Annotated in this window: 12 protein-coding genes and 1 pseudogene; 7 read left to right on the top strand and 6 right to left on the bottom strand. The window is 71.7% G+C overall.

What is annotated here, in order from left to right; all coding sequences use genetic code 11:
- Nucleotides 1-7 precede the first annotated feature (7 nt).
- Nucleotides 8-580: a TetR-like C-terminal domain-containing protein gene (locus ABZ795_RS20300; RefSeq protein WP_357531482.1), complete on the bottom strand. Its 573-nt coding sequence runs from the start codon at nt 578-580 to the stop codon at nt 8-10.
- Nucleotides 581-656: 76 nt separating this feature from the next.
- Between ABZ795_RS20300 and ABZ795_RS20295 the strand changes: the two genes are divergently transcribed.
- Both ABZ795_RS20295 and bla read left to right on the top strand, forming a co-directional pair.
- Nucleotides 657-1,148: an FBP domain-containing protein gene (locus ABZ795_RS20295; protein WP_357531481.1), complete on the top strand. Its 492-nt coding sequence runs from the start codon at nt 657-659 to the stop codon at nt 1,146-1,148.
- A 38-nt stretch (nt 1,149-1,186) separates the two neighbouring features.
- Nucleotides 1,187-2,116, top strand: coding sequence for a class A beta-lactamase (gene bla / locus ABZ795_RS20290; protein WP_357531480.1), 930 nt, complete (start codon nt 1,187-1,189; stop codon nt 2,114-2,116).
- A gap of 41 nt (nt 2,117-2,157) precedes the next feature.
- Here the strand turns inward: bla and ABZ795_RS20285 are convergent, their stop codons facing one another.
- Entirely contained in the window at nt 2,158-3,636 is a 1,479-nt protein-coding gene (locus tag ABZ795_RS20285) for a glutamate--cysteine ligase (RefSeq protein ID WP_327025487.1), read from the bottom strand.
- A gap of 248 nt (nt 3,637-3,884) precedes the next feature.
- On the opposite strand from ABZ795_RS20285, the gene ABZ795_RS20280 reads away from it, so the two are divergent.
- Nucleotides 3,885-4,229, top strand: coding sequence for a DUF3817 domain-containing protein (locus ABZ795_RS20280; RefSeq protein ID WP_357531479.1), 345 nt, complete (start codon nt 3,885-3,887; stop codon nt 4,227-4,229).
- Between the two features lie 51 nt (nt 4,230-4,280).
- On the opposite strand, the gene ABZ795_RS20275 is transcribed toward ABZ795_RS20280, so the two are convergent.
- On the bottom strand, nt 4,281-4,820 hold the full coding sequence (locus ABZ795_RS20275; protein ID WP_357531478.1) for a hypothetical protein: 540 nt from the start codon (nt 4,818-4,820) through the stop codon (nt 4,281-4,283).
- Between the two features lie 174 nt (nt 4,821-4,994).
- On the opposite strand from ABZ795_RS20275, the gene ABZ795_RS20270 reads away from it, so the two are divergent.
- The 4 genes and pseudogenes from ABZ795_RS20270 to ABZ795_RS20255 form a co-directional block, all read left to right on the top strand.
- Nucleotides 4,995-6,113 (top strand): Vms1/Ankzf1 family peptidyl-tRNA hydrolase, encoded by a 1,119-nt coding sequence (locus tag ABZ795_RS20270; RefSeq protein ID WP_357531477.1) that lies wholly within the window; start codon nt 4,995-4,997, stop codon nt 6,111-6,113.
- Entirely contained in the window at nt 6,106-7,086 is a 981-nt protein-coding gene (locus ABZ795_RS20265) for a thiamine pyrophosphate-binding protein (protein WP_357531476.1), read from the top strand. Before ABZ795_RS20270 ends, ABZ795_RS20265 begins: the two co-directional genes overlap by 8 nt.
- Before the next feature lie 339 nt (nt 7,087-7,425).
- Entirely contained in the window at nt 7,426-8,772 is a 1,347-nt protein-coding gene (locus tag ABZ795_RS20260) for a hypothetical protein (RefSeq protein ID WP_357531541.1), read from the top strand.
- Between the two features lie 216 nt (nt 8,773-8,988).
- Nucleotides 8,989-9,822: pseudogene (locus ABZ795_RS20255) on the top strand (SigB/SigF/SigG family RNA polymerase sigma factor); the annotation flags it as partial.
- Between the two features lie 114 nt (nt 9,823-9,936).
- On the opposite strand, the gene ctaD reads toward ABZ795_RS20255, so the two are convergent.
- The 3 genes from ctaD to ABZ795_RS20240 all read right to left on the bottom strand — a co-directional run bounded on the left by ctaD (nt 9,937) and on the right by ABZ795_RS20240 (nt 13,872).
- A complete protein-coding gene (ctaD, locus tag ABZ795_RS20250; protein WP_357531475.1) occupies nt 9,937-11,940 on the bottom strand; it encodes a cytochrome c oxidase subunit I in 2,004 nt (667 codons plus the stop codon).
- An 88-nt stretch (nt 11,941-12,028) separates the two neighbouring features.
- Nucleotides 12,029-12,757, bottom strand: coding sequence for an ATP-binding protein (locus ABZ795_RS20245; RefSeq protein ID WP_357531474.1), 729 nt, complete (start codon nt 12,755-12,757; stop codon nt 12,029-12,031).
- A 101-nt stretch (nt 12,758-12,858) separates the two neighbouring features.
- Nucleotides 12,859-13,872, bottom strand: a complete 1,014-nt coding sequence (locus tag ABZ795_RS20240; protein ID WP_357531473.1) for a glucosyl-3-phosphoglycerate synthase — start codon at nt 13,870-13,872, stop codon at nt 12,859-12,861.
- Nucleotides 13,873-14,072: the final 200 nt, after the last annotated feature.

The raw sequence follows: 14,072 nt of genomic DNA, 5'->3' as shown, positions 1-14,072 counted from the left end.
GTCGGGGTCAGCCGCCGGTCGACCGGGCCGACAGCAGCGCGTCGAGGGAGTCCAGGGCCCAGGCCCAGGACTGCTCGCTGTCGGGGAGGCTGTGGCTGAACGCGCCGGCGAGTTCCAGGCTGGCGAAACCGTGGAACACGCTGCCGAGCAGGCGTACCGCGTGGGTCTGCTCCGGCTCGCCCAGTTCGTAGCAGCGCAGGACCGCGCGGGCCAACTGGGCGTGCCGGGGGCCGGCGCTTGCCGCCGCCGTCTGCGGGTCGAGCCGCAGACGGCTGGCGGCGTACCGGCCGGGGTGCTCGCGGGCGTAGTCGCGGTAGACGTCACCGAGGGCGACCAGGGCGTCCTTGCCGGCCCGGCCGGCGACGGCCTCGGCCGCCCGGTCGGCCAACTCGTCCAGCGCGAACAGCGCGATGCGGACCTTGAGGTCCTGGGTGCTGCGGATGTGCGAGTAGAGGCTCGCCACCTTGACGCCGAATCGCTGCGCCAGTGCCGAGGCCGTCACCCGGTCGAAGCCGACCTCGTCGGCCAGTTCCGCACCTTCGGCCGCGAGCCGCTGCGGAGTCAGTCCCAGCCGTGCCATGTTCCCTCCGAGGTCCGTGTTCCATGACACCTTTAAAGGTTTTGCCTAAACTCTTTAGGAACAATACCTTGGCCTTATGGAAGCACTGACCGAGTCAGAGATCCGTGCCGCCTTCGTCAACTGCAGCAAGGGGGAGGCCAAGCGCCTGTACGTGCCGCGCGACCTGGCCACCCGACCCTGGGCCGACCTGGATTACCTGGGCTGGCGCGACCCCAAGGCGGAGGACCGGGCCTACCTGGTCACCGAGCAGGCGGGCCGCCCGACGGCGTTGGTCCTGCGCAGCCCGAGCGCCTCCGCCGGGCGAGGCAGCCGCAACATGTGCGCGATCTGCCTGACCTCTCCGGAGGCCGGGGTCAGCCTGCTGGTCGCCCCCAAAGCCGGTCGAGCCGGCCGGGACGGCAGCTCGGTGGGCACCTACCTGTGCAGTGACCTGTCCTGCTCGCTCTACCTGCGGGGCAGGAAGGACGGCGGGGCCGGGGCCCGGCTGCCCGAGACGATCAGCCTGGACGAGAAGATTGCCCGCACCACGACCAATTTGGCAGGCTTCATAGCCAAGGTGATGAACTGACCGGTTCGTCATCACCAGCTAGCTGGAAGGATGCGATTGTGCTCAGCACCACCCGCCGTACCCGTGCCGCTGTGCTCGCGGCCGTTCTGACGGCCGGGCTGCTCACCGGCTGCTCGTCCGACACCCCGACCGGGCCCGCGTCGCCGACCACCCCGTCAGGCACTCCGTCGGCGACCCCGTCGGCCGGGCCGGTAGCGGTCGACTTCGGCCCGCTGGAGCGGGAGTTCGACGCCCGCCTGGGGGTGTACGCCGTGGACACCGGCACCGGGCGCACCGTCGAGCACCGGGCCGACGAGCGTTTCGCGTACGCCTCGACCTTCAAGGCCCTGGCCGCCGCCGCGGTGCTGAAGGCGACCACCACGGAGGAGTTGGACCAGATCGTCCGCTACTCCCGCGAGGACCTGGTCACCTACTCGCCGATCACCGAGAAGCACGTGGCGACCGGCATGACCCTGCGGGCGATCGCCGACGCGGCCGTGCGCTACAGCGACAACACCGCCGCCAACCTGCTCTTCGACCGGCTGGGTGGTCCGGCCGGCTTCAAGCAGGCGCTGCGTGACATCGGCGACGAGGTCACCGAGCCGGCACGGATCGAGACCGCCCTCAACGAGGCCGCCCCGGGCGATGTCCGCGACACCAGCACCCCCCGCGCCCTGGCCACCTCCCTGCGGGCGTACGCGGTCGACGACGCCCTCTCCACCGAGGACCGGGAGGTGCTGGTCGACCTGCTCAAGCGCAACACCACCGGTGACAAGGTGATCCGAGCCGGTACCCCGGACGGCTGGGTGGTCGGCGACAAGACCGGCTCCGGCGGCTACGGCACCCGCAACGACATCGCCGTGATCTGGCCCCCCGGCCGCGACCCAATCGTGCTGGCCCTCCTCTCCACCCGCCACACGGAGGACGCCCAGCCCCAGGACGCCCTCCTGGCCCGAGCCACCGAACTAACCCTGACCGCCCTGCCCTGACCCACCCCCCTCCCCACCCTCCGCGCCAGGGGAGGGGGTGGTTAGGGGATGGGCCATTCGTGTACTGGGCGGTTGCTGTGCATCAGGTCCACGTAGTGGCGGACCATCTCGCGTAGTGCTGTCGGGCGGTCCAGGTGGTCGGTGGACTCCAGGCGGTGCAGGGTGGCGATCTGCCAGGTCGCGCCGTTGCGTCCGGTCAGGCACCGTTGCTCGATGATGCTCAGCAGGCGGTCCCGCTCGTCCGGATCGAGTCCCCACCGGTCCAGGCCGTACTGGGCCAACGGCAGCAGGCGCCGCAGCACCAACTCGGTGACCGGCAGGTAACCCAGGCCGGGCCAGAAGACGTGCGCGTCGATGCCGTGCCGGGCACAGGTGTGGAAGTTCTCCTCGGCCGCACTGAACGACATCTGGGACCACAGGGGCCGGTCGGCCTCGGCCAGGGCCCGGATCAGTCCGAAGTAGAAGGCCCCGTTGGCGACCGTGTCCAGCACGGTCGGCCCGGCGGGCAGCACCCGGTTCTCCACCCGCAGGTGCGGGCGACCCCGGAACACGTCGTAGACCGGCCGGTTCCACCGGTAGACCGTGCCGTTGTGCAGTCGCAGTTCACCGAGGGTGGGCACCCCGCCGGCGGCCAGGGTCGCCGCGGGATCCTCCTCCTCGCAGACCGGCAGCAGGGCCGGGAAATAGCGCACGTTCTCCTCGAACAGGTCGAACACGGAGGTGATCCACCGTTCGCCGAACCACACCCGGGGTCGTACGCCCTGGGTCTTGATCTCCTCGGCGCGGGTGTCCGTGGCCTGCTGGAACAGCGGGATGCGGGTCTCCCGCCACAACTCCCGCCCGAAGAACAGTGGCGAGTTGGCGCCGAGGGCCACCTGTACCCCGGCGATGGCCTGGGCGGCGTTCCAGTAGTCGGCGAACTGGTTGGGGCCCACCTGCACGTGGAACTGAGTGCTGGTGCAGGCCGCCTCCGGGGTGATGGTGTCCGCGGTGACCGCCAGCCGCTCCACCCCGTTGATGGCGATCCGCAGATCCTCACCCCGGGCTGCGAAGATCTGCTCGTTGAGCAGGGCGTACCGGGGATTGGCCGACAGGGTGGCCGCGGTCAGGTGCTCCGGCAGCACGGTCGGCAGGATGCCGATCATCACCAGGTGGGCCCCGACCGTACGGGCCCGCTGGTCGGCGGCGTTGAGGGTGTCCCGCAGGTGCTGCTCGAACTCGACCGTGCCGGTACCGGCCAGGCGCCGGGGGGTCACGTTGATCTCGATGTTGAACTGGCCCAGCTCGGTCTGGAAGCTCGGATCGGCGATCGCCCGCAGCACGTCGGCGTTGCGCATCGCCGGCATCGAGTCCTCGTCGAGCAGGTTGAGTTCGATCTCCAGCCCGGTCATCGGCCGGTCGATGTCGAAGCGGGACTCGCGCAGCATCTCGGCGAAGACGTCGAGGCAGCGACGAACCTTGTCCCGGTAGCGAGCCCGATCCTGACGGCTGAAGGTCTGTACGCCGACTTCCTCGCCCATGGTCACCACCTTGTCACCACTGGTACCCCCAACGTCGCATGTCCATGCACTCCGGGAAAAGTCCGGACGTCCGGTTGTCCACCATCCGGTGCACGGATGTCCGGCCTTGCTGCCCGACCCGGCCTCGCCGTGCCGACCCGGCCTCGCCGTGCCGACCCGGCCTCGCCGTGCCGACCCGGCCTCGCCGTGTCGACCCGGCCTCGCCGTGTCGACCCGGCGTCGCGGGCCGGGGCGGCAGCGGCACTACCATGGCCCTCGTGCGCGACAAGGTGACCCGGTTGTTCGTGATGGCGGCGATCGCGGAGGCGATCTCCTGGGCCGGCCTGTTGGCCGCAATGGCGGTCAAGTACGGCCCGCCCGGCAACGAACTGGGGGTGCAGATCTTCGGTCCGGTGCACGGCGCCCTGTTCGTGATCTACGGGGTGCTGGTGCTCGCGGTGGCCCGGCTGCGGGGCTGGCGCATGACGACCGCGGTGGTCGCGCTGATCTGCGCGGTACCCCCGTTCGCCACCATCGCCTTCGAGCGCTGGGCCCGTCGGCGCGGCCTGCTGGGGAGCACCGAACCGGTACGCGAACCCGCCCCGGTCGGCTGACCTGGCCGCCGCGGACGCGGCGGCACCTCAGCGTCACCGGCTGCGGCACCCTCAGGTCAGGGCGGTGCAGGCACCCAGCCCGGCGATCAGCAGCACCCCAAGGGTGGCCTGCAACAGCAGCGGGGGCCCGAGATGCGACCACATGGTGGCCGTACGCGGGCGCAGCAACTGTCCGGTGGTCAGGTTGACGATCCGCTCGATCTTCGGCGCCAGGTCGGGGTCCCCCTGGTCGCGCAGGGTCAACTGGACGAGGTCGGCCGAGTGCAGGGCACTCTGCGGCAGATGCCCGTGCAACTCCACCTCGTACAACCGGCCGTTGTCGTCGCGCAGCCGGATCGGGGTGACCAGGTATTCCGGGCCCTTCTTCAGGTCCTTGAACTTGCGTCGACCGCTGCCCGAACCGGCGGACAGGGCGGCGCGGACCAGCTTGGCCAGCAGGCCGACCACCCCGGCCGCCGCCAGTACCAGGACCAGCGCGGGCTGCTTCACCCGTACCTGTCGGGGATAGCCCTCCATCAGGCGGACCACCCGGGCGGTGAGGATGCGGCCGGTGGGGTGCAGGCTGCGCCGGGAATACGATGTCGTGTCCATTTCCCCACCACCCTGAGTCCGCGACTGTGCACAGATCGTATCGATCCGCACGATTGATCAACATGAATGAAATTCGGTCATGTGATTGGTCATGCGGTCGGTCACCCGGCGACGAGGAGGTGACAAGCCGGGTGGGGCGGGTAAGCGCGGGGCCGAGCTGGAAAGGGGTCGAGCATGCAGTTGTCTTTTCTGCGCCCGCTCTACGACCGTCCTGGTCCGTGGTGCTCGGTCTACCTGGACGCCTCCCTGGACACCGAGGACGCCCACGCGGCACTGGATCTGCGCTGGCGTGACCTGCAACGGCGACTGGCCGAGCAGGGCGCCGACGAGCCGACGATCGCCGCCATCGACCGGGTGATCCGGGGTCACGATCCCATGCCCGGCGACTACGGCCTGGCCGTCTTCGGCACCCGGGGCAGAGTGGTGCTCTCCGAGTACCTGTCCGCCCCGCCGCGTCGTGACCTGGCCGCCTACTCGGCGCTGCCGCACGTCATGCCGCTGCTGGCCCAACGCGGCGAGCAGGTGGCCTGGGTTCGGGTGCTGGCCGACCGCACCGGGGCCGACGCGATGTCGGTGAGCGCCGGTGGGGTGCCGCGTCGGGCCCAGGTCGTCGGCCGGGAGGACTTCCAGTTGCGCCGGGTCCAGCCCGGCGGCTGGTCACAGTCGCGCTACCAGCGCGCCGCCATGGAGGCGTGGCACCACAACGCCGGAGATGTCACCGCCGCCACCGTGGAGCTGGCCGAACGGGTCGGCGCCGAGGTGGTCGTGGTCGCCGGGGACATCCGCGCCACCGGCATGATCGCCGCACAGATGCCGCAGCGCTGGCAGGACCTGGTGGTACGCACCGATGCCGGCTCCCGGGCCGGGGGCGCCGACCAGACCCTGCTGGACGACATCACCGTGCAGACCGTCGCCGAGGTCGCCGACCAGCGGATCAGCGCGGCCCTGGACCGCTTCGGCATGCAGGAGGATGTCGGCGCCGGGCTCGACGCCGTGGTGGCCGCCCTGCAGCGTAACCAGGTCGACACCATGCTGATCGTGGACGACGCCTCCGCCGACGGTGAGCTGTGGATCGGCCCGGCCGCCACCGACATCGCCACCGAGCCGGATCAGCTTCCCGGGGTCGGGGACCCCGAGCGGGTACGCGCCGACGCGGCCCTGGTCCGCGCCCTGGTGGGCACGGACGCGGAACTGACCGTCCTCGGCCCCGACGAGGCGCCGGAACTGGCGGACGGAGTGGGTGCGGTGCTGCGGTACGTCGACCCCGCCACTCCGGGACGGGGCGGTGCCTGATCCACGGCTGTCGGACACGGTCGTCGCACGGCTGGCGGCCTGGCGGGTACCACGGGTGTTCGGCATCCCCGGGGAGCCGGTCGCGGAACTGGTCGAGGCGTTGCACGCGGCCGGCGGTGAACCGGAGCTGGTGCCCGTCCGACACGGCGGGAACGCGGCCGCCATGGCCATCGCGCACGCCCGGCTCACCGGCGGGGTCGGCATCTGCCTGAGTCCGGCCGGACCGGCCGCGTACGGGCTGCTCGGCGGCCTGGACGCGGCCCGGCGGGACACCCCACCGGTGGTGGCCATCATCGGTGGGGAGGACCCCGTCCGGGTCGACCAGGTGGTCGCCGGGCTGTGCCGACAGGTGTGGCATGTCGAGGATCCGCGACGGGCACCGGCCCGGGTGGACGAGGCGGTACGCGCGGCCCTGGCCGGCCGGGGACCGGTCTGCCTGGTGCTGCCCGGTGCCCTGGGCGGCCCGCGGCCCACCCCCGCCGACCCGGCCGGGGCGGTCGTCGAGGAACTCTCCGCCCGGTTACCCCCGGCGGCCACCGTGACGGTGGACGGGGAACCCGACCTGATCCGCCACGCCGGCCGACTGCCGTCCGACGCCACCGTCCTGGCCTGCGCCGCCCACGAGGCCCCCGGGGCGGCGCTGTCCTGTGCCGTGGCCGCCAAACTGGCCGACCCGGACCGGCCGGTGTTCGCCCTGGTCACCGACGACGGGATGCGCGCACAGGGGTTCACCGAGCTGGTCACCATCGCCCAGGGCTGGCCGAGGTGGCCCGATCCCCGGCTGGTCGTGCTGGTGCTGCACACCCGGGCCGGTCACCCGGCCGACGAGGTCCCCTACGCCGGCTGGGCCCGCCTGCTGGGCCTGCACGGCGTACGCGTCACCCGCCCGCCCCTGCTAGGCCCCGCCGTCACCCAAGCCCTGACCGCCGACCGCCCCTCCGTCCTCGACGTCCCCCCCACCCCCCACCCCTGACCCACCCCACCACCCCCCGCCCTCGTCGCCCCGCCCGCCCCCTTCACCCCTCGATCTTGCACTTTGTGTCGCCTTTATGCACTGTTTGCGCCCTTTGTCGGGGCAGGAAGCGCATGATCGCCGCGTGAGGGTGTTCGCCGCGTGGGGGTGTGGGGTGGTGTCGGGAACGGTCAAGATCCGATGGTTGATGCCGATGGGTGGGGTGATGCCCTGTTTAACCCGCATCCGGGCGGGAAGCCGGGGCGCGTGAGCGAACGGGGCAGGGTGGGGCCGGTGCGCAAGGTGCGGCGGGAGGTCATCGCGGCGGGTGCCGGGTTGGCCGGTGACCGGGTGGTGGCGATGGGCAGTACCGCCCGGGTCCTGGTCGCGGCCATCGCCCGGGGACTGCGCGGGGAGGACTGCGCCGATCTCGGCCAGGTGGGACCGATGTCCCGGTTCGTCGGCACTCCCGATCCGGTCCGCCGGGCGGTGGCCGTACGCTCCGCCGGTCGGGTGGCCCTGACCGCCGGGCAGGCCGCCGAGGTGGACGCGGCCCGGGTCGCGGAGTGGTTCGTCGGTCAGTATCCGGCCGGCCGCTACCCCGGGGTGCTGCTGGGCTCGCCGCACGGCGCCGCCGCCCACCTGGCGGTGGCCCTGGGGGTGCCCTGGCTGCCGGCGGGGTTCGAGATGGTCGCGCACTGGCCCAAGGGCTCCGTGGACCGCCCCCGGGCCGCCCTGGACCACGGCGCCGCCCTGGCCGGACGGATGCTCGCCGGCAACCCCGACCTGCACCTGCGGCAGGTGCACTGCCCGGCCAGCCGGGGCGCGCTGGCCTCGGCCACGGTGGCGATGACCGCCCGGTGGCTGAGTCTGCCGCAGGCCTACCGGCGCTTTCTGGCGCAGCGGCTGGAACCGGGGGCCCCGGTGGTGGTGCTGCGCGACGCCCGGACCTGGCCGGTCTTCGAGGCCGCCGAGGGGCACAGCTTCCAGGTGGGCTGCCCGGCCAGCGGGCTGGACCCGGTGGACTTCCACCCTGACAGTCACACCCTGCGTCAGGTGCTGCGGTCCGCCGGGGGCGACGGGGTGCAGTGGGAGCCGCCGGAGATCTCCACCCCGCCCGAGGGCGCCGAGCACGGGGTGGAGGCCGGTTTCGACAGCAGTGTCGCCGGCTGGGCCGGGCGCGAGGGGCATGCCCTGCACCAGATCGTCGTCCCCAGTCCCGCGGCGTTGAGCGCGGCCACCGCCGACCTGTACCGCCGCTGGCTGCGGGCCGCCGGCAAGACCGGCAACCGTCTGGTGGTCGAGTGCGGCCGGCTGCTGGACCCCTGGCAGGTGGTCCGCGCCGGCATGGTGCCGTACTGGTGCGAGAACGCCACCCGGCGCTGTGTCGAGCAGGCCGAATGGTGGCTGGCCGGCAGCGAGCCCTTCACCTCGGTGGACGTCCTGCCGGAGCCGCCCGGGGTGCGGTCCCCGGCCCTGGCCGGGCTGCCGCAGTGGCTGGCCGTCGCCGGCTTCGGCCGCCGTCGTCGGGCCCTGGACCGAACGGCTGCCCGCGGCTACCCGGTCACCTCGGTACCCACCCGCCGGGCCACCGAGGTGCTCCGCGCCCAGCCGTACGACCTGCCCACCCCGCCCCGCATCGAGGTGGCAGACGCCCTCGCCGCGCTGCGGGCCGGCAGCGCCGCGCACGGCCTGCTGGTTCGTTGACCTGGCGAAACATCCTCGCGAACCCGCGCTCCCGTGATTGAGTACCTACGGAGCGGGAACACCGCCGGCTGCGACAGGCTGATCACCTTGGCGTGGCAGAGGGCCGTCGCCCGCTCGCATCCCAGTCATGTAACCCAGTCCACCGGCCCGTGCGTGTCCACGCCCGGGTGCGGTGCCGGCCGAATCCGGGCGGGGTCCTTCCTGAGGGAGGCGCGGATGTTCGGACAGACCACCACGACCACACCACCATCCACCGATCGGGGCCTGGAGGACCTCGACGCGGCGGCGCTGGCGTACGCGGCACGGATCGAGGGGCTGCCCCCGGAACGTCGCCATGAGGCGCGCGACGACCTGGTGCGCTTCGCGATGCCCTTCGCCGGACGTCTGGCGCGCCGGTACCGGGGGCGTGGGGAGCCCCTGGAGGATCTGGAGCAGGTGGCCCGGTTGGGTCTGGTCAACGCCGTTGACCGGTACGACCCGGAACGGGGCTCGTTCACCGCCTACGCGGCGATCACCATCGTGGGTGAGATCAAGCGGCATTTCCGGGACCGCACCTGGGGTGTGCATGTGCCCCGTCGGCTGCGGGACCTGATCCTGGAGGTGGGGCAGGCTACGGCGGCCCTGACCAGTGAGCTGTCCCGGGCCCCGACGGTGGCCGAGTTGTCGAAACGGCTGGAGACCCCGGAGGAGGAGATCCTCGCCGCCCTGGAGTCGGCCGCCGGGTACAGCCCGGCCTCGCTGAACGCGCCCGTGGGTGGGGAGAGTTCGGCCGAGTTCGGTGACCTGGTGGGCGAGTCGGACATCGCGTTGGAGTCGGTCGACGACCGGGTGACCGTCAGCGGGCTGCTGCACCGCCTGCCCTGGCGGGAGCGGCGGATCCTGGCCATGCGGTTCTACGGCAACCAGACCCAGGCGGAGATCGCCGCCCGGTTCGGCATCTCCCAGATGCACGTGTCGCGGCTGCTGTCGCGGGCCCTGACCTGGCTGCGTCAGGCGATGCTCGCGGACACCCCGCCACCCTGGCAGAACGGGACCGCCGAGACAGAGTCGGCCAACCCAACCGTCCCGCCTCGGTACGGGCCCGTTGACACCCTGACCGGCGGAGACGGACGGTCAGCAGGGCGGCACCGACCGGTGCCGCCCTGCTGACGCGCGTACTCCCGCTCAGTTGTCCGGGGTGTCGCCGTGGCCGCGCGGATGCCGCCACTGGTCGGAGGACTGCGGACCGCGATCGGCGCCCAGGGGGTTGTCCTCCGGCTCGTCGGTCTCCTCGAAGCCGGGCCGGAGCACCTCGTCCGGTTCCGGCACCTCGACCGGTCGGGCTCCGGAGCGGGGATCGGGATGGTAGGCGGTGGCCTTCTGGGCGCCGTGCGCCCCCTCGGCGCTGGGCGACTCGGGCCGGTGCTTCTCCCGGTGCATCTCGTCGTGCAGTTCCTGGGGTGGGCGGGTTGCCCGCTGCGGCAGGTCACCACCCAGATCGGAGACGTACGGCCCGTACTTGGCGTCGAAGGCCGGGCGTTCGGAGCGGATCCGGGGCATCTGGTCGAAGTTGCGCAGCGGCGGCGGGCAGGTGGTGGCCCACTCCAGCGAGTTGCCGAATCCCCAGGGGTCGTTCACGGTCACCACGGCGCCGAACCGCCACGACTTCCAGGCGTTCCAGATGAAGAACAGGGTGGAGGCGCCGAGGACGAAGGAGAAGATGCTGGAGATCGTGTTCAGCGTGGTGAACCCGTCCGTGGGCAGATAGTCGGCGTACCGGCGGGGCATCCCCTCGTTGCCCAGCCAGTGCTGCACCAGGAAGGTGCCGTGGAAACCGATGAACATGGTCCAGAAGTGCAGCTTGCCGAGCCGCTCGTCGAGCAGCCGCCCGGTCATCTTGGGCCACCAGAAGTAGAAGCCGCCGAAGAGGGCGAACACCACCGTGCCGAACAGCACGTAGTGGAAGTGGGCCACCACGAAGTAGCTGTCGTGGGTGTGAAAGTCCGCCGGCGGGCTGGCCAACTGCACCCCGGTGAGCCCGCCCAGCAGGAAGGTCACCAGGAAACCGATCGCGAACAGCATCGGGGTCTCGAAGGTGAGCTGCCCCTTCCACATCGTGCCGATCCAGTTGAAGAACTTCACCCCGGTCGGTACGGCGATCAGATAGCTGAGGATGCTGAAGAAGGGCAGCAGCACCTGGCCGGTGGTGAACATGTGGTGCGCCCACACCGTCATCGACAGCACGGTGATCGCCACCGTGGCCAGCACCAGACCGGTGTAGCCGAAGATCGGCTTGCGGGAGAAGACCGGGATGATCTCGGTGATGATGCCGAAGAACGGCAGGGCGATGATGTAGACCTCGGGATGGCCGAAGAACCAGAACAGGTGCTGCCACAGCATCGGCCCGCCGGTGTCGGCGTTGTAGACCTGCGCGTCCAGCAGCCGGTCGGCGCTCAACGCCAGCAGGGCGGCGGCCAACAGCGGGAACACCAGGATCACCAGCACGCTGGTCAGCAGGATGTTCCAGGTGAAGATCGGCATCCGGAACATGGTCATGCCGGGCGACCGCAGGGTCAGGATCGTGGTGATCAGGTTGACCGCCCCGAGGATGGTGCCCAGCCCGGAGATGACCAGGCCCATCACCCACATGTTCGTGCCGACCCCGGGGGAGTGCTGGGCGCCGCTCAACGGGGTGTACGCGGTCCAGCCGAAGTCGGCCGTCCCCTGGGGGGTGAGCAGCCCGCCGAGGACCATCAGCCCGCCGAACAGGTACAGCCAGTAGGCCAGGGCGTTCAGCCGGGGGAACGACACGTCCGGGGCGCCGATCTGGATCGGCACGATGTAGTTGCCGAATCCGAACGCCGCCGGGGTGGCGAACAGCAGCAGCATCACCGCGCCGTGCGAGGTGAACAGCTGGTTGTACTGCTCGGGGGAGAGGAACTGCATCCCCGGCCGGGCCAGTTCCGCGCGGATCAGCATCGCCTCGATCCCGGCCACCAGGAAGAAGCCGAACGAGGTCATCAGGTAGAGCAGCCCGATCTGTTTGTGATCGGTGGTGACCAGGAACCGGACCAGCTTGCCGCCCGGCAGGGTCTTGTTCAGGGCGCCGGGATAGCCGCCGAACTGGGCCGGTGCGAGGATGGCCGGCCCACGGTCCTGGCCGGTCTCGGTCGGTACCCGCTTGGGCATGATGCTTCCACCCCGTCGACGACGCCAAAGGACGGGCGTGACTACCCGACCCGCCGACCATGTAACCAGGCGAGAGGGGGGAATTCGGTCAATTCGCCAGTAGTGTTGCCCAGACGGCCTTTCCGTCGCCGGCCGGTGCGCTACCCCACCGGGCGGCCAGTTCACGGACCAGCAGCAGGCCCCGGCCACCCTCGTCGCGCTCACCGGGACGGCCGGGCTCGGCCGTCTCGGGGCTGCCGTCGACCACGGTCAGGTGCAGCCAGGGCCGGCGCAGGGTCAAGGTCACCTGCATCGGGGTGCCGGCATGCCGGACCACGTTGCCGACCAGTTCGCTGAGCACGATCGAGGCCGGTTCGACGGCCGCGGGCAGATCCCACCGGGCGCAGGCCTCGGCGACCAGTTCCCGCGCGCGTCGGCAGGCCGCCGCGACCGGCTCCAGCCGCAGCCGCACCCGCGGCACCGCCGAGGCGCCCGCCACCCGGGCCGCCTCGTCGCAGTCGTGGCGTACCGGCACCGCCCGGCAGGCCGGGGAGGCGGCCAGCGAGGCGGCCGGGTCCGGGTGCGGCGCGCAGATCACCATCGGCACCACCGGCCAGCCCGCGGCCTGCCGCGCCGCCGCCGTGAACACCGCCACCGCCAACGGGTCGTGCACGGTCAGCCCGGTCAGGTCGACCACGAGCGCGTCGGGCTGGGTGGCCAGACACCGGTCCAGCGCCGCGAAGGCCTGGCGGGTGGTGGTCAGATCCAGGCTGCCGGCGAGGCGTACGACGGTGACAGGTGTCCCGTCGTCCACGTCGCAGGTGATCCGGCTCGCCATCTCCGCCCTCGTTCCGCCGGTGTCGCAGGGCTGTCAACTACCCGGCGTCCCGCCCACCGAAACGGCCTCCCCGGGCCGGGTGGGCCCTCATGTGGGGCGGGTCACGCCGCGGCCACCCGGCGTGGCAACCGGTGGCGCAGTTCGGCCAGGGGCGGCCGTTCCTCGACCCGTACGTCACTGACGACGATCTCCCGGTCCAGGTTCGGCAGCGCCTCGGAGCCACCCCGGCGGAACTGGGTCAGCACGGCCGTGGGCAGCATCTCCGGGCTGGCCCAGCCCCGACGCTGCAACCGGGACCAGACCGTCAGCATGATCTGGGCGGACATCCGCCCCAGGGCGGCGGTGTCCTGGTGCCGGTGCTTGCGTTCACCCAGGTCGACCTGGGCCAGGGCGTCCAGGCCGACGAGTTCGAGCAGGTCGATCAGCATGGCGGTCTCGACACCGTAGCCGGAGACGAAGGGCACCCGGGCCAGCACCTCGCGGCGGCCCGCGTACTCACCGGCCAGGGGCTGCACGAAACCGGCCAGTTCCGGCCAGAACAGGTTGAGCATGGGGCGGGCCATCAACTCGGTAACCCGGCCACCCCCGTCGGCCTCCACCGCGTTGCGGCCGATCAGCGGCCGGTGGTAGAACCCCTTCACGAAGTCCACCGAGGGGTCGGTGAGCAGGGGGCCGAGCAGCCCGGTGACGAAGTGAGGGCGGAACTCCCGCAGGTCGGCGTCGATGAAGGCGACCACATCCCCCTCGGCGGCGGCCAGCCCGGCCCACAGGGCGTCGCCCTTGCCGGTCAGCCGGGGCAGCCCGTGGGTCATCGCGTCCTGGCTGACCACCTCCGCCCCGGCCGCCCGGGCCACCTGGGCGGTGCGGTCGGTCGAGCGGGAGTCCACCACGATCAACTCGTCGACCAGGGGCACCCGGTCCACCAGATGTTCGCGGATGGTCGACACGATCGCCCCGACGGTGGCCTCCTCGTTGCGGGCCGGCAACACCACACTGACCCGGCTGCCCCCCTTGGCCCGCAGCAGCCGCCGAGTCGGCCAGTCCGCGGCGGAACTGGTCCGGTAGGTGGCCCAGGCCTCGACAACCGGCGAGACCAGAGGTTCGGTGTTCCGCACAGGCACCCCCTTCGCGGGAGCACCGGGATTCCCCGGTGCTCCGTGTTAGCTAACCGGATCGCTGTCTCTAGCTTGATCACAGCCCTGCTCCGGGCAGGTTCCCGGCCGGTGAAGCTTTGATTGCGGTGCTGCTTTACGCCCGACTCTGCGCCCTGCTCCTCGCCCTAGTCAGCCGGGGTCGCCCCGGGTCGCCGAGGCGG

Origin of the sequence: Micromonospora sp. NPDC047134 (genome assembly GCF_040643455.1) — a bacterium.
Lineage (GTDB): Bacteria > Actinomycetota > Actinomycetes > Mycobacteriales > Micromonosporaceae > Micromonospora.
The sequence above is the reverse complement of the archived record's forward strand: the minus strand, read 5'-3'. Positions and strand labels throughout refer to the sequence as shown.